Annotated in this window: 18 protein-coding genes; 11 read left to right on the top strand and 7 right to left on the bottom strand. The window is 48.9% G+C overall.

Features of this window, described 5'->3' with window-relative positions:
- Positions 1-184 precede the first annotated feature (184 nt).
- Entirely contained in the window at positions 185-376 is a 192-nt protein-coding gene (locus OXB_RS18605) for a hypothetical protein (RefSeq protein WP_144399640.1), read from the top strand.
- 45 nt (positions 377-421) lie between these two features.
- Here the strand turns inward: OXB_RS18605 and OXB_RS03015 are convergent, their stop codons facing one another.
- The 3 genes from OXB_RS03015 to OXB_RS03005 all read right to left on the bottom strand — a co-directional run bounded on the left by OXB_RS03015 (position 422) and on the right by OXB_RS03005 (position 2,410).
- On the bottom strand, positions 422-622 hold the full coding sequence (locus tag OXB_RS03015) for a cold-shock protein (protein ID WP_041071786.1): 201 nt from the start codon (positions 620-622) through the stop codon (positions 422-424).
- A 156-nt stretch (positions 623-778) separates the two neighbouring features.
- Positions 779-1,777: an inorganic phosphate transporter gene (locus tag OXB_RS03010; RefSeq protein ID WP_041071784.1), complete on the bottom strand. Its 999-nt coding sequence runs from the start codon at positions 1,775-1,777 to the stop codon at positions 779-781.
- A 12-nt stretch (positions 1,778-1,789) separates the two neighbouring features.
- A complete protein-coding gene (locus OXB_RS03005) occupies positions 1,790-2,410 on the bottom strand; it encodes a DUF47 domain-containing protein (protein WP_041071782.1) in 621 nt (206 codons plus the stop codon).
- 166 nt (positions 2,411-2,576) lie between these two features.
- On the opposite strand from OXB_RS03005, the gene OXB_RS03000 reads away from it, so the two are divergent.
- The 5 genes from OXB_RS03000 to OXB_RS02980 all read left to right on the top strand — a co-directional run bounded on the left by OXB_RS03000 (position 2,577) and on the right by OXB_RS02980 (position 8,600).
- Positions 2,577-3,110, top strand: coding sequence for an NfeD family protein (locus OXB_RS03000; RefSeq protein WP_231860356.1), 534 nt, complete (start codon positions 2,577-2,579; stop codon positions 3,108-3,110).
- 90 nt (positions 3,111-3,200) lie between these two features.
- A complete protein-coding gene (locus OXB_RS02995; RefSeq protein ID WP_041076212.1) occupies positions 3,201-4,745 on the top strand; it encodes a flotillin family protein in 1,545 nt (514 codons plus the stop codon).
- A gap of 587 nt (positions 4,746-5,332) precedes the next feature.
- On the top strand, positions 5,333-6,535 hold the full coding sequence (locus OXB_RS02990) for a multidrug effflux MFS transporter (protein ID WP_041076210.1): 1,203 nt from the start codon (positions 5,333-5,335) through the stop codon (positions 6,533-6,535).
- 89 nt (positions 6,536-6,624) lie between these two features.
- On the top strand, positions 6,625-8,007 hold the full coding sequence (fumC, locus tag OXB_RS02985) for a class II fumarate hydratase (RefSeq protein ID WP_041071780.1): 1,383 nt from the start codon (positions 6,625-6,627) through the stop codon (positions 8,005-8,007).
- Positions 8,008-8,099: 92 nt separating this feature from the next.
- Complete coding sequence (locus tag OXB_RS02980) at positions 8,100-8,600, top strand: PCYCGC motif-containing (lipo)protein (RefSeq protein WP_041071778.1); 501 nt, start codon at positions 8,100-8,102, stop codon at positions 8,598-8,600.
- A gap of 43 nt (positions 8,601-8,643) precedes the next feature.
- On the opposite strand, the gene OXB_RS02975 is transcribed toward OXB_RS02980, so the two are convergent.
- Both OXB_RS02975 and OXB_RS02970 read right to left on the bottom strand, forming a co-directional pair.
- Entirely contained in the window at positions 8,644-9,528 is an 885-nt protein-coding gene (locus OXB_RS02975) for a DUF3298 and DUF4163 domain-containing protein (protein WP_041071776.1), read from the bottom strand.
- Positions 9,525-10,022 (bottom strand): RNA polymerase sigma factor, encoded by a 498-nt coding sequence (locus OXB_RS02970; RefSeq protein WP_041076208.1) that lies wholly within the window; start codon positions 10,020-10,022, stop codon positions 9,525-9,527. The genes OXB_RS02975 and OXB_RS02970 overlap by 4 nt, the downstream gene beginning before the upstream one ends.
- A 167-nt stretch (positions 10,023-10,189) precedes the next feature.
- Here OXB_RS02970 and OXB_RS02965 point away from each other — a divergent pair, with 167 nt between their 5' ends.
- From OXB_RS02965 to OXB_RS02950, 4 genes are all read left to right on the top strand, one after another.
- Positions 10,190-11,179 carry a GNAT family N-acetyltransferase gene (locus tag OXB_RS02965; RefSeq protein ID WP_041071774.1) on the top strand — a complete coding sequence of 330 codons (990 nt, stop codon included), beginning with the start codon at positions 10,190-10,192 and terminating at the stop codon, positions 11,177-11,179.
- Complete coding sequence (locus tag OXB_RS02960) at positions 11,179-11,847, top strand: diphthine--ammonia ligase (protein ID WP_041071772.1); 669 nt, start codon at positions 11,179-11,181, stop codon at positions 11,845-11,847. Before OXB_RS02965 ends, OXB_RS02960 begins: the two co-directional genes overlap by 1 nt.
- Complete coding sequence (locus OXB_RS02955) at positions 11,844-12,416, top strand: hypothetical protein (RefSeq protein WP_041071770.1); 573 nt, start codon at positions 11,844-11,846, stop codon at positions 12,414-12,416. The genes OXB_RS02960 and OXB_RS02955 overlap by 4 nt, the downstream gene beginning before the upstream one ends.
- Before the next feature lie 304 nt (positions 12,417-12,720).
- Entirely contained in the window at positions 12,721-13,281 is a 561-nt protein-coding gene (locus OXB_RS02950) for a hypothetical protein (protein ID WP_041071768.1), read from the top strand.
- A 200-nt stretch (positions 13,282-13,481) separates the two neighbouring features.
- Here the strand turns inward: OXB_RS02950 and OXB_RS02945 are convergent, their stop codons facing one another.
- Positions 13,482-14,546, bottom strand: a complete 1,065-nt coding sequence (locus tag OXB_RS02945) for a DUF4179 domain-containing protein (RefSeq protein WP_041071766.1) — start codon at positions 14,544-14,546, stop codon at positions 13,482-13,484.
- On the bottom strand, positions 14,521-15,069 hold the full coding sequence (locus OXB_RS02940; protein WP_041071764.1) for a sigma-70 family RNA polymerase sigma factor: 549 nt from the start codon (positions 15,067-15,069) through the stop codon (positions 14,521-14,523). The genes OXB_RS02945 and OXB_RS02940 overlap by 26 nt, the downstream gene beginning before the upstream one ends.
- 188 nt (positions 15,070-15,257) lie before the next feature.
- On the opposite strand from OXB_RS02940, the gene OXB_RS02935 reads away from it, so the two are divergent.
- On the top strand, positions 15,258-15,590 hold the full coding sequence (locus OXB_RS02935) for a zinc ribbon domain-containing protein YjdM (protein WP_041071762.1): 333 nt from the start codon (positions 15,258-15,260) through the stop codon (positions 15,588-15,590).
- Positions 15,591-15,598 lie beyond the last annotated feature (8 nt).

The following is a 15,598-nucleotide window of genomic DNA, read 5'->3' as shown; positions in this document are numbered from 1 at the left end:
TGTCCAACGAACGCCCGGAGTTGTCCAACCAACTGGGGGAACTGTCCAACGAAGCGGTCGGTTTCCAACGAAGCGCTTAGGGTGTCCAACCAACGGAAGAAGTTGTCCAACCAACGCCGGGAGTTGTCCAACCAATCCGGGGAACTGCCCAACGAAGCGGTCGGTTTCCAACGAAGTGCTTAGGGTGTCCAACCAATGGAAGAAGATGTCCAACGAACGCCGGGAGTTGTCCAACCAACCCGGGGAACTGTCCAACGAAGCGGTCGGTTTCCAACAAAGTATCGAGGCTGTCCAACCAACGGAAGAAGATGTCCAACGAACGCCCAAAGTTGTCCAACCAACCCCTGACTGTAAAGCCATTATTTTTAAGAAATAAAAAAAGCCATCTCCTCGAAAGGAAATGGCTCTTGAATGGGTGAAATTAGTTTTTCACTACGTTTGTAGCTTGAAGACCGCGTTGGCCTTGCTCGATTTCAAACGTTACGTCTTGACCTTCTTCAAGAGTTTTGAAGCCGTCGCCTTGGATAGCGGAGAAGTGTACGAATACGTCGTCGCCGTCTTCACGTTCGATGAATCCAAAACCTTTTTCTGCGTTAAACCATTTTACTTTACCTTGTTCCATGTTTGTTTCCTCCTCGTGTGCTTAGCACACATTGTGTTACTATCCTTGCTCAAGTCTTGAAGCGGTCTTGATGAAGTCGAGACCATCGCGCCGAACAAAAATAATTCTCTTTTATAATAACATGGGCATTTCTACAATGCAAGCAAAATGATTCATTTAAAAAATTAAGGCAAGCAATTGGTAGACAATCGCCGCGATTGTCGCAGAAATCGGCAATGTGATAATCCAGGTCATGACGATCTTTTTCGCCACTCCCCATTTGACGCCTTTGACCCGTTGCGCTGAACCGACCCCCATGATGGAGGAGGAGATGACATGCGTCGTACTGACCGGCAAATGGATGAGCGTCGCTCCGAAGATGATTGCAGCGGAGGCCAAGTCAGCCGCTGCCCCGTTGACGGGACGGATTTTCATGATTTTCCCGCCGACGGTTTTGATGATCTTATAGCCGCCGATGGATGTCCCTAGCCCCATCGCCGTGGCGGCTGCAATCCGGACCCATAATTGGATATCGTCCGAAGTTTGCAGTTCTGCAGCAATCAAGGCCATCGTGATGATCCCCATCGCCTTTTGCGCATCGTTCGTCCCGTGGGTGAACGATTGCAAAGCGGCTGTCCCGATCTGTAAATAGCGGATCCGTTTATTCTGTTTGAATAAATTCCGGTTTTTCATGACGACCTTGAACAGCGACATCATTAAAAACCCGCCCGCCAATGCGATGAAAGGCGATAGGATCAATGCCTGCATGATCTTCAGGAACCCGGAGTAGTTCAAAATGCCGAAACCAGCGGCCGAAATGGCGGCCCCTGCAATGGAGCCGATGAGTGCATGCGAAGAACTGGAAGGGATCCCGTAATACCAAGTGATCAAGTTCCAGGCGATCGCAGAAATCAAAGCAGCCAGGATTACCAGGGAGCCATTTTCCAGGACGAAGGGATCGACAATGTCTTTCGAAATGGTTTTCGCCACTCCGGTAAACGTAAGCGCCCCGATGAAGTTCATCACCGCCGCCATATAGACGGCGGTCCGTGGTTTAAGTGCCCGCGTCGACACTGATGTCGCAATCGCATTTGCTGTGTCATGGAATCCATTGATGAAGTCGAATGCGAGCGCAAAAACGACGACCAATATGGTCAGGAAGATTAAAGTATCCACTACCGCTCCTCCTTAGGCGTTACGCATGATGATTGTTTCGATTGTGTTGGCTACGTCTTGGCAATGGTCAGCTATATCTTCCAACTGCTCATAAATATCTTTGTACTGGATGATGAGGATCGGGTCTTTTTCCCGGATGAAGAGTTGTTTGATGGATGTCCGATGCACTTCGTCGCAAATCCGTTCATATTCTTTGATCTGAACGGCATGGTCCCGCATTTCGACCAATTTCTTCCGCGCTAATAATTCCATCGCTTTGACGATTTCATCCGTACTTTTCACGATGTTTTCCATGAAGCTTTGGATGTACTCATCAATTTCGATTAGGGAGAACATTTCCAAATGGGCAGCAAAATGCTCAATGCCATCCAAAATGTCATCCATTTTAATGGAAAGTTGCAGGATATCCTCTCGCTCGATTGGTGTCATGAATGACTTATTCAACTTGGCGATCAGATCGTGGATCAGGTCATCGCCTTCCGTTTCATATTCTTTTAATTTGACCGTCACTTCTTTTAGATCTGCGACCGAGTGCACCTTGAAATCGTGGGCGTAATGCACTGCATCCCGAACGTGCTGGGCAATCGTCAAAAGAGCTGTAAAAAAAGGATCGGGTTTTCTTGGACTGAACATACTTGTGCCTCCATCCGTTTCCGGAAATGATTTTAATCTTTTCCATCATAACAAATCACATGCGTCATGTTGCAAATTTCGACATGATTATATTACAAAGTTTCATCAAGTTGAAACTTTTGGTAAGTTGAACCGTAAATTAAGACAGGAGTGGGGAGGTGATGGTTTGGAGATTTTCGGCATGTCGCTTGTGCAATTTTATCTTGTCGTGCTCATTATATCCGGTCTGGCCACAGTGCTTTATGTGCTATTCAGCGATTTGGCGGAAGGAATCGGAGAGGGGACGCCTCTATTGGATCCCGCCGTCCTATTGCCGTTCATCACCTTTGTTTCCGCATCCGGCTATGTGTTGGAGCTGACCACCTCCTGGCATAGCGGCCTCGTCATTGGCATTGCTTTGATTATTGCGGTCGTACTTGATTTTTTACTCTATTTCTTTGTACTGCTCCCACTAAGGTCTGCCGAAGTGTCGCTTGCCTATACGGATGAATCGCTCGTCGGGCAAGTCGGGAAAGTCATTGTACCGGTTCCAAAGGATGGTTATGGTGAAATTGTCATTGAATCGGTGAATGGAATCATTTCCAAACGGGCTGCGGGGTACGAAAACGAACCGATTGAGTACGATAAGGAAGTGTTGATCATGGAAGTGCGGGATGGCACCTTCATTGTGAAAGAGTATGAGCCTTTCCGGTTCAAATAATGAGAGCGAAGGTTGCCCGAAGCCTAGCTTGGTGGATGATCAACAAGATGGGATTTAATGAGTTCTTATAATGAAGAAGGGGGAATTGAAATGGGCATTTGGATTGCAATCGGAGTTGTCGCCTTTGTTCTATTGGCGATTATCCTCGTCTACATTTCGAAATATCGCACGGTCGGGCCCGATGAGGCGTTGATTGTGACGGGGAGTTATTTAGGGTCGAAAAACGTGCATACGGATGACTCGGGCAATCGGGTCAAAATCATCCGGGGCGGCGGGACTTTCGTGTTCCCGGTATTCCAACAGTCAGAGCCGCTCAGTCTGTTGTCCAGTAAATTGGAAGTGACCACTCCGGAAGTATACACAGAGCAAGGTGTGCCGGTGATGGCGGACGGAACGGCGATCATTAAGATCGGCGGTTCGATAGCTGAAATCGCCACAGCAGCCGAGCAGTTTTTAGGAAAATCAAAAGAAGATCGCGAAAACGAAGCGAAAGAAGTGCTGGAAGGCCATCTCCGCTCGATCCTCGGTTCGATGACGGTGGAAGAGATCTATAAGAACCGGGATAAATTCTCCCAAGAGGTGCAGCGTGTCGCTTCCCAAGACCTTGCGAAGATGGGGCTTATCATCGTATCTTTCACTATTAAAGACGTCCGGGACAAAAACGGCTATCTCGACTCGCTCGGAAAGCCACGCATTGCACAAGTAAGGCGGGACGCCGACATCGCGACCGCAGAGGCGGAAAAAGAGACGCGCATCAAGAATGCCGAGGCTTCCAAAGAAGCGCAGAAAGCGGAATTGGAACGGGCTACGGAAATCGCGGAAGCGGAAAAGGAAAACCAGCTGAAAGTGGCGGAATTCCGTTTGGAGCAAGACGTCGCAAGGGCTCGAGCGGACCAGGCATATGAATTGCAGACGGCCCGCTCCAAACAGGAAGTTATGGAACAGGAAATGCAGATTCAAATTATCGAGCGGCAAAAGCAGATTGAATTGGAAGAGAAGGAGATCCTGCGCCGGGAAAGACAGTATGATTCCGAAGTGAAGAAAAAAGCGGATGCGGACCGCTATGCCGTCGAGCAGACGGCAGCAGCCGAAAAGTCGCGGCAACTCGCAGAAGCGGATGCGGAGAAATACCGGATTGAGGCACGGGCGAAAGCGGACGCGGAAAAGGTTCGGCTCGACGGTCTGGCGAAGGCCGAATCCCAGCGAGCACAAGGGGAGTCGGAAGCCGATATCATCCGCCTGAAAGGTCTCGCAGAAGCCGAGGCAAAACGGAAAATTGCGGAAGCGTTCGAGCAGTACGGTCAAGCGGCTGTCCTTGATATGATCGTCCGGATGATGCCGGAATACGCGAAACAGATCGCAAGTCCGCTCTCGAATATCGATAAGATCACAGTTGTCGACACAGGTGGGGGTGAAGGCGGCGGCGCCAATAAAGTGACATCGTACGCCACGAACTTGATGTCTTCCCTGCAAGAGACGTTGAAGGCGTCTTCGGGAATCGACGTCAAGGAAATGCTCGAAAACTACGCCGGTAAGAACAACTTGCGTCCGAGCATCGACCAGCTGGCTCAGGAAGTCCGGGTTAAGAACGAGGAACCTGCGGAAAAGGAATTGCCGGTTGCTGAAGAAGTATAAATGGGCCCGACCCCGTTCGGAATTCCGGGCGGGTTCGGGTCTTTTTTGTTACTTAGGAAATTATAAAATTCGGGCATGTGGATAACCTTCAAAATTAGGTTTGTTTACGTCCAGCTCCGGGCGCTAGAGGCTCGGGGTCATAAGCCAAAGCTGCTCTGTGGCAAAAAGCGCCACGCCGCATCTTCGTCTTATGCCTGTCGCCTCTGAGCAAGCGCCCTGCGCTTTTGTTCATTCCGAGTGCATACATTTTTGCAAGCGCTCATATATTTGGGTTCCGTACCCATATCTTCGTTCATCGTGCCCATAATCCTTTGCTTCACGCCCGTAATGCTGTGTGTGCGCCCATATTGACGTGCAACGCGCTTATAACGCTATGTTCTGCGCTCATAGTGCCATTCCTCCAGCTCATAATGCTGAATTCTGTGCCCATAAACCCCGCCTCCCACGCTCATAAGTTTCAATGCCTCCGCCCGCCTCCCGAAGCAGTTGCCTTTTCCCCTATCAACCCCGCATGATATAATGGCAGACAGCCATATTAGTGAAAATTCCAAATAGAATAATAGGAAGTGGGATGGTTCATGAAACAAATGGAAACGGATCTGGAAGGTTCCCGATCGCTGGCAAAAGGCTGGATTGTCATCCTGCTCGGTTCATTGACGGCATTCGGTCCGCTGTCGATGGATATGTATTTGCCGGCCTTGCCGACGGTGGCCAAGGATTTGACAGCGACCACTTCGCTCGTTCAGCTCAGTTTGACGGCCTGCTTGCTGGGCCTTGCAGCCGGGCAGCTGATCTTCGGACCGCTCAGTGATATCCGAGGAAGGCGGAAACCGCTCATTTCGGCGCTTATTACTTATGCCATCGTATCTGTGCTCTCCGCCTTCAGTCCGAACATTATCGTCTTCATCGTATTGCGTTTCATCCAAGGACTGACAGGGGCGGCGGGAATCGTCATTGCTAGGGCGGCTGCTCGTGATTTGTATTCCGGGAAAGATTTGACTAAATTCATGGCGCTTTTGGCGCTTGTCATGGGGGCGGCCCCGATTGTGGCCCCGATCGCCGGGGGAGCTGTATTGCAATTTTCTTCGTGGCCGACCATATTTATCATTTTAGGCTTGTACGGCTTGCTCATGTTCTTTTCCGTCCTGTCCTTTCTGCCGGAAACCTTGCCGGAGGAAAAACGTTCGGAAGGCAGTATCCTCGCCGTTTTCAAAACGTTTAAAAATTTGCTCAGCAATCGGACGTTCATGGGCATTGCATTGACCCAGTCTCTCGTCATGTCGAGCATGTTCGCTTATATCGCAGGCTCGCCCTTCGTATTGCAGAACATCTATCAAATTACGCCGCAGCAGTTTTCATTGCTATTCGCGCTGAATGGTCTTGGTATCATAATCGCATCCCAGACAGTGGGGCGGCTGTCGAGCACCGTGAAGGAGGGCAAATTGCTCCTTGCGGGATTATGCATCTCCCTAACCGGCAGCGTCCTGCTCCTGCTTGGCGTCATTCTTGGCCTGCCATTGCCTATTATTGTAGCCGCATTATTCCTGGTGGTGTCCAGTGTCGGAATGGTATCAGCAACCGCATTCTCACTTGCCATGGAGAGTCAAGGGAAAGTCGCAGGGAGTGCCTCTGCGTTTCTTGGGCTGCTTCCCTTTATCGGGGGAGCCATTGTTTCCCCGCTTGTCGGGATTGCCGGTGACGCGACTGCACTGCCTATGGGAATTGTCATCATCGTTTGCAGTTTCTCAGCGCTGATCGTTTATGTAACATTGGGAAGAAGCCGAAGCTAGATTAGTCAAAGGGCTTATCATTTTATTTATCCGCCCAATAGGTGCATGATAGATAGTAGTGGTAAAAAAATTTTAAGAGGTGCTAATAAATGGACTATCGTATTGAACATGACACATTCGGTGAAATCAAGGTTCCCACGGATAAACTGTGGGGAGCCCAGACGCAGAGGAGCAAGCAAAACTTTAAAATCGGCGGGGAACGGATGCCGATCGGTGTCGTGCGTGCATTTGCCCACTTGAAAAAGGCTGCAGCCATCGCGAGCCATGCGCACGGAAATCTATCCGAAGCGAAGATGAAGGCTATTTCCGCGGCGGCGGATGAAGTACTGGAAGGAAGATGGGACGATCATTTTCCGTTAGTCGTCTGGCAAACCGGCAGCGGGACCCAATCCAATATGAACATGAACGAAGTCCTTGCCAATCGCGGCAATCAATTACTCGAGGAGTGGGGCGAAACGGAGCGTCTTCATCCAAACGATGACGTCAATAAATCGCAAAGCTCGAATGACACGTTCCCGACGGCGCTGCATGTGGCGGGCGTGACGGCGGTCGAGCAGCAACTATTGCCGGCACTCGATAAATTGAAAGCGACACTCGCGGAAAAATCCGAAGCTTTCATGGATATTATCAAGATTGGTCGTACGCATTTGCAAGATGCGACGCCTTTGACATTGGGCCAAGAGATCAGTGGCTGGCATCGCATGCTTGAGAAGACAGAGTCGATGATCCGGACCAGTGTCGAATCGATGAAAGAGCTGGCCATAGGCGGAACAGCGGTCGGCACCGGCTTGAATGCGCCGAAAGGTTTCGGCGATCAAGTCGCAGAGGAAATCTCGAAGTCGGTTGGCATCGCCTTTACATCAGCGGAGAATAAATTCCATGCGCTTACCAGCTACGATGAAGTCGTCTATACGCATGGCGCATTGAAAGCATTGGCGGCGGATCTGATGAAAATCGCCAACGACGTCCGCTGGCTGGCTAGCGGTCCTCGTTCTGGCATCGGGGAAATTACGATTCCGGAAAATGAACCCGGCAGTTCCATCATGCCTGGTAAAGTGAACCCGACTCAGAGTGAGGCATTGACGATGGTCGTCTCTCAAGTAATGGGGAATGACGCGACAATCGGATTTGCAGCGAGCCAAGGGAATTTTGAATTGAACGTCTTTAAGCCAGTTATCATTTACAACTTCCTTCAGACAGTCACTTTGTTGAGCGACGCGATGATCAGCTTCAATGACAATTGTGCGGTCGGTATCGAACCGAACCGTGAGGAAATCGACAATAAAGTGAAAAACTCCCTCATGCTTGTAACGGCATTGAACCCGTACATCGGATATGAAAACGCCGCGAAGATTGCTAAGAAGGCGCATGCAGAAGGGACGACTTTGAAAGAAGCAGCGCTTGCGACCGGTTTATTGACGGAAGAGCAGTTTGACGAATATGTCGTTCCGTCGAAAATGATCGGGAAGTAAGAAAAGAGCTTGTCCACAAATCTGTAACCCCTCAAAGCCGGAAATTTAGGTAAAATGGGGAAAATGGTGTAGATGAAGGAGTGGACAGCCTGTTGAAGAAATCGGCAATCCTAGTATTGTTTTCATTCATGCTCCTGTTGGGGGCTTGCGGCTCCGAATCGGGAACAAGCGGGGAATCCCATGAATTGGTGCATGGCGAACAGCATCACTTGCCAAATGGCGATTTGCAGGAAGTGACCGCATCAGCGGATGATTTACCGGCATTTTTGAGTGACAAGCCGGAAGATATGCGGCTTGTCTACCGGTTGGCCGGGAAATCGGCGGATATTCTGGAATGGATGCCCTGCTATTGCGGGTGTGGCGAAAGTGCGGGACATGGCAGCAATTTGAATTGTTTTGTCGATGAAATCCGGGAAGATGGTTCCGTCGTGTGGGATGACCATGGTACACGATGCCTCGTCTGTCTGGAAATCGCGGTGAAATCCGTGCAACTCAACCAGGAAGGCAAATCATTGAAAGAGATCCGTGAATTCATTGACGATATGTATAAGGAAGGCTATGCACCACCTACCAAAACGCCGATGCCGGCATGAAAAAGGCAGACACCCAGTCGGGCGTCTGCTTTTTTCGCTTTCCTTATTTTATATATAAATCGCTCACCAGGACATCTTTAATGACGTCTGTCGGAATCTCGAATGTCACAACGCCCATAGAACCCGGGGCGACTTCATATTTATCGAACGAGATGACCAGCTTGTTTTGTGCGGTGATATAGAATGACTGGTCGGGGCGGATTTGTTCGAACCCTTCTGTAAATTCGTCATCTGGCAGAAAATATGCTTTCTCGTCATCTTTGGCCATTTGTTCTTTCATTTCATTCAGAATATAGGCGCTGATGATTGGCACATAACTTTCATCTTTGAAGAGACTCGGCAATGTAATCAACAGTCCATTCTCCTTATCGACTGTATCATATTTCATGACGGTGGACGAGGAACCGACGATATTCACTTCGTAACGGGCGATCGATAACAGCTGGTCGGTTTCTGTCAGCACTTCATATCCCGAGTTCACACCGAGATGTCCGCCGCCTGCCCACTGTTCCATGTCGGCAACGTCTTTCTCGAATTGTTCGTAGAGCGCTTTGTTCTCCGCTATATATTTCTCGTTCAGTGCGGTTTGCAGCTCGGGATTGTTCAAGCCTTCCAGTGCCGGGGTGTTCAGATCCGCTTGGTAGGTTCCTTGGTCCACTTTAATTTGCTGCACGGTGATTACTTCCACAATTGACCCGAGGAACGGCACATTGGCTATCGTTTGGGCAAAGGCCGGGCTGACGTTGATGCTGCCGACGAAAAGGACGGCGGCCGCGGCGGCACCGATTGCCCACTGCGGAGCACGTCTCCTTTTTTCAGGCTGCCGCTTCTGTTTTGCTTGCCGAATGGCCGATTGGACAACCTTCTCCAGTTCTGTAGGGATTTCGATGTTTTCATAGTCTTGTTTTAATGATTTTAGCTTTTTCATACGTTGAACTCCTCTCCGACTGTCAAGCGCAGTTTCCTTAATGCTGCGTAGAGCCTTGTTTTCACTGTATTGACATTGTCCCCTGTAATGTCTGCGATTTCTTCGATTTTCAAATCCTCAAAAAAACGCAAAAGGATAGTGGTTTTATAAACGGGCGGCAATTCATTGACCGCTTGCTGCAAATCCAAATCGGCCCATTCCATTTCCGTCGTCGGCAGATGAATGCCTAACACATCGTCCTCCATCACCGTAATCCATTTATTTTTTCGAATAAAATCAATGGCGGTGTTGACGAGAATCCGGTAAAACCACGTTTTCAAATATCGGATTTCTTCTAGACGATCGAAGGATTGCAGCGCTTTTAAAATAGCCTCTTGCACGATATCGAGTGCATTTTCTTTGTTGCGGACGTAGCCGTAGGCGAGCCGGTAATGGGACTCTTTATTTTCTAGAATAAACTGCTCGACGAGCTCGAAATTTGTATTCCTAGTCATGACAATCATTCACCTTTTCTATGATCCAACGCTTCGCGAAACGTTCTAAATGATTTGACGGAGCAGTATACGAAAAAGTTGTCAGGTTCTTTCATTCAGAAAATTAAAACGGATTGATTGCTGGAAATTATGGTACAATTTCAGTAATGAAGAACGGGGGGATGACGATGATCCGGTTTGTTCAATTTGATGAAACGTACATACCACAAATGGCGGAATTGCTGGCGGCGCGGCATGCTTTGGAACGTAAACGCTTTCCGTTTCTGTCCGACCGCTTTGAAAGCCCCATCGCCGCAGCCGAGCTATTGATCGAAGAAACGGCCCGGCCGTATGCTGCGGGAGTGGTGGCGCTCCGATACGATGAAGTGATCGGGTATATGCTGTATGAATTCAAGCAGGACGCGGTAAGGGGAAGGTATGTGTCGATCGGTTATCCGTCACTTGCTGTCAAGAACGGGGAGCATCCGCGGCTCGTCCGTCTCCTGTACGCAGAAGCGGGGGCGGAATGGGTACGCAATGGTTATTTCGAGCATGTCCTTTACGTGCCGGTCGGAAATGACGCCATCATCTTGGAATGGCTGGAGCAGTCATTCCGCTTCGACCAGAGGTTTGCTGTACTGCCGTTGGAGGATTATGAACCAAAAGGGGATGGAACCACAACGGTGGAGTTCCGGAAAGTCGAGGACGATCCGTCTATCCTGCAAAAGATGGCCCACTGGAATAGTTTGCATCAGGCAACAGCCCCGGCCTGGAAGCCGATTACAAAAGAGAACCTGGAAGAAGAGCGGAAAAACTATGAAGAGCTGGCTGGGAGCCGGGGAATCCAACTCTGGATTGCAGAGCAAAATGACATTCCCGCAGCCTTCCATGTCTACAAGCCGCAAGAAGCGAATACGATGGTCGCTTCAGAAAATGCCGCATACCTCGTCTCCGCTTCCACGAATATGGAACTGCGCGGCAAGGGGATCGGGAAAGCCATTGCAGACCATTGCTTCCAGGAAATAAAGATTCTCGGCTATGAACATATTCTAGTGGATTGGCATACGCCAAATCACCTGGCCTCCTATTTTTGGCCAAAATTAGGTTTCCAATCGTACATGATCCGGATGGTACGAACCGTGGATTCCCGGATCGCCTGGGCGCATGGGAGCCAATGATGGAAAATAAAACATTTGTCGCTTCCTGGAGCGGAGGCAAAGACTCTGCCATGGCTTATTATCGGGCTGTGCAATCCGGAGCACGCCCGGTGAGGTTATGGACGATGTTCGAAATAGGCGAGGAGATTTCAAAATCCCACGCTCTCCCGATTGAATTAGTGGAAGCCCAAGCCGAAAGCCTTGGCGTCCCTTTGATGACCCGTGGAGCGGATTGGAATGGGTATGAGGAACAGTTTTTGGACGCGATGCGGGAATGCAAAGAAGCAGGGATCGATATCGGTGTTTTTGGCGATATCGATCTGGAGGACCATCTGGAATGGGTCCGTCATTCATGTGCCAAAGTGGGATTGGAGGCGGTGCATCCTCTTTGGAAGGAGTCTCGTCGAAAAATTTTGGAAGAGTTCATCGAGGCGGGATTTGAAGCATATCTTGTTGTGGTCAATACGAAGATGATGCCGCCCCGTTTCGTCGGCCGCCGGTTCACAGTCGAGTTGATGGATGAACTCGAAGCGCTCGGCATCGATTCGTGCGGGGAATCCGGTGAATTCCATACCGTCGTCGTCGACGGTCCGATATTTAGCAAACGGGTGCCGATCGAGTTTTCCAGCCCGTATGAGCGGGACCACTATGTTTTTGTCAAAGCCGGTTTGCAGGAGGAGGTCCGTTGAAAATGAAATGGAAATTGGCGCTCGGCGCAATTTTCTGCACTTTGGTATTGTCGGCCTGTACATCAAAGGAGTTGTCCATCTCCACGAGGGCTCTGACGGAAGATGAGCGAATCCTTGTCGCCAATTCAGGTGGCGCTGATATGGAGTATTTCGTCATTAACGGCAATCTGCCGAAAGGGCATCAATTAGGGATTTCAGTAGAGGTTTATGAAAAAGGGGAATTGATTTCGGAAAATGAGCCTGCGCTTTTTAAAGAGGATCTGGCTGATCGGAATATTGGCTTCGGTGTTCGGCTAGGCCATGGAGATCATAATGATGAACTCATTTTTGGTTCGCCAAGCGGATTGCTCCGAATGGACTTGGAACCGATTGGCGGGGCATCCGCTCAAGGTTCGTTGATTGGTGAAAAAGTGATGCTGCAACCGGGTGATTCCGTTTATCTCGCCGATTGGATTGCTTCAGAAGATGGGTCCATCCGCGGATTCGCTTCGCTCGACGAAGAAGCGTTGGCGGAGATAAAATCGTATGACCGCGCCATCTTATTAAAAGCCGAGTTGAGGGAGGAATGATTCATGAAGCACGGCAAGGTCTTCCTCCTTCTCTCTCTTCTCCTGCTCGATGCTTGCAGCAAGCCCGAAGTATTCGAACATATCGAGATATCGGAATAAGTAAAACAACTGTCCATAATTTTGACATAAAGGACAGTTTTTTTATTCTAATATAGTTTATCTCCCTTGAATTCAATCTATTTTTCTTGCATAATAATAAATAGAAAAGAACGTACTTATACCATTTACCCTGTTATATTCCCGTCTTTATGAATTGCAAACCTGCCATGTGTAAAATATAGATAAGAGAGTAAGGGAAATGTGAATGAAAAAAAGAATAATGATGAAGCGCATTAAACAATGGATTCGTTCCACGGCGGATGCCGTCCAAATGGACACTGTCATGAAACGTCAACAGACTGGAGTCAATATGACGTATGACTTCATACAGGACATGGTCGGCTATGACTTGGAGCGATTGCAAAAAGCGCGACGGGAAATGAAGCAACCGGTTTCGCTGGAGACCTATGTCCGCACGCTGACGATGCATGAACTTGGCCATGCGGTAGACCGCAAGGCATTGCTGGCCTCATTCGATAGAACGGTTGAAATTTTCAAGATGAAAAAAAACTATTCCGCCGCGGAACAGCGCCGAAATCCCGATACATTTGCCATGCTGATCGAAGAGCATGAGATGAACATCACTTTCGAGGAAACGGCTTGGGATAACGCCGAAAAGATGAACCGTCTCTATGGCATCGTGGACTGGAACGATTTCTATAATGTGAAAGAGCATAGTCTTTCGACATATAAAGCTTGCTATGAGCGGGATTTGCACTCATATCACCGATTAGTGGAAGCAGCAAGCGTCCCGGTTGCTGGATAAAAAAACTGTCCGTCCTCGAATGAGGTGGACAGTTTTTTTGGTCTTCAGGCCTCTATTGTAAGAAAATGGCGGTTGGGCGCAAGTAAACTTGGCATGAGTGCAAGCTACCGGTATTGGAGTGCAAGCAAGTGAGGCAGGAGTGCAAGCAATCTGACTCAGAGTGCAATCAAAACCATATCCGCCCTCTGAAGTAACTTAATTTATGGCAATTCCACAGTAAAGCTCTCAAATTCAATCGGTTCCCCTGAATACGGTTCGAGCTCAAATTGCGTCTCGGTGCCGTCCCCTTCGATAGAGACTCCGCCCCCTTCAGACGCATGTTCGACCACTGGCGTAATCGTCAACTTCTTCACGTCATCTCCGATCGGATCAAATAGCCGATTCCCGGAAAAGAATTCCCTTCCGTCTTTTACTGTGCCTTGGCTTCCGCCGGAGTGGATGCCGAGTTCATGACCCATATCGTCGATGACCTTGAATTCAATGTTGCTCATCAGGAAGAAGTCTTCGTCCGCTTCCGCATCGAAATGGATGAGCAAGCCCGCCGGACTGCTTTTCAATTCGGTGACGGACAAACTGACGTCGCCGGCTTGCTGTGTTTCGTCAATAGCCAACACATCCACATTCGATTGGGCCTTGACCGGAATTTTGAACTTCCATCGTTGTCCTTCCTCGCTTTCGAACTTCAGTCCTAAGGTGAATTCATCGGGCAAATCTGTCATGGCATCGATGCTGAACAGGCCGGTCCGATAGGTCGGTGTGATGTCCTTTTCTTCCAAACTGCCGCCATAACTGCTCGGGCTCCTGCCATTTACGTATATATCAGGAAACCCATTTGTAAAATAAGACTCGTCCATCGGTTCTTTTGTTTCCAATGAATAACTGACGGTCAACCGCGTTTCATCGTAAAAGACTTCATTGATCGTAAGTGTATCGCCTTTCACTGTCTCGGAAGCACCGACAATCTGGGTCATGCCGAGATCACTCACCTGCACCAAGCCGGCGTCCCCCGACTCACTGAAAATGGATCCGATCAGTGGAATCTGCGATACGATGTTGGCCATGGCCGGTGAAACAGAGGCCGATCCGATCAGCAACCCAAACGCAACTGCGGCTGCGCCGGCTGAATACACCATCTTTTTCCGAAATGAGTTCTTCCGTTTCGGCGCATGTTCTGCAACCGTCGTTGCGATGATCGCATCCAGTTTATCCATGGGCACCGGGATTTCGTCAATCTCCTTTTTAAATGCTGGAATGTTGTCTGTCATCCAAATACACCCCTTTCAATTTTGTCCGCAAGATCGTTAATCCCCGCCGGATATTCGTTTTCACGGTGCCTTCGGGACAGTCGAGTAACATCGCAATCTGACTGACCGTATAATCCTGGTAATATCGCAAAAGCAGTACGGTTTTATACTTCTCTTCGATTTCATCCATCGCCTGCAAAAGATCCATATGGTCTTCCGATTCCGGCGAACTTGACTCTCCCAAGCTCTCCATTATCTCCGGGCTCAATGGAACGACTTTCTGCTTTGTTCTCAAGGATGCAATCGCCGTATTGATTAAAATTCGGGTAATCCAAGTCGAGAAATACGCATCCTGCTTTAATGAAGCAATTGACTTCAACGCTTTATAAATGGTGTCTTGGAATACTTCCAGCGCTTCTTCCTCGTTTTTCATATACACAAATGCCATCTTGTACAACTTCTCTTTTTCTTCATGAATGAGCGCTTGAAAAGCCTCTGTATCGCCTTTCTTTGCCCGTGCCACCAACTTCAATTTCGTGGTCAACCGACCCTCCTCCTTTCCCGCTTACTTATTAGAGTAAATAGGGGGATGAAACGATTCAACAAATTTCCTACCATTAGTATACGGGATGCTGCAAGTTGGAAGAGGCTTGTCAATACCGGCAGACTATGCCAGTATAGAAGCGGAGAGCTTGCTTGCCATCGGAAGTATTAAAGAGGAGGAAATGGAACATGGAACTACCAAATTGCCCAAAATGTAATTCAGAATATACGTACGAGGACGGGAACATGTTAGTCTGTCCGGAATGTGCACATGAATGGAACCCACAAGAGGAAACGGTCGAAGAGGAGAAAGTCTGGCGTGATGCGAATGGGAATATCCTCAGCGACGGGGATACCGTGACGGTCATTAAAGACTTGAAAGTAAAAGGCAGCTCAAACCCTGTCAAAATGGGGACGAAAGTGAAAAATATAAAACTCGTGGACGGCGACCATGACATCGATTGCAAAATCGACGGCTTTGGCGCTATGCAATTGAAATCGGAGTTTGTGAAAAAGATATAATTTTATTA

The organism is Bacillus sp. OxB-1 (assembly GCF_000829195.1).
GTDB lineage: Bacteria > Bacillota > Bacilli > Bacillales_A > Planococcaceae > Sporosarcina.
This window is presented reverse-complemented; position numbering and strand designations above follow the sequence as displayed.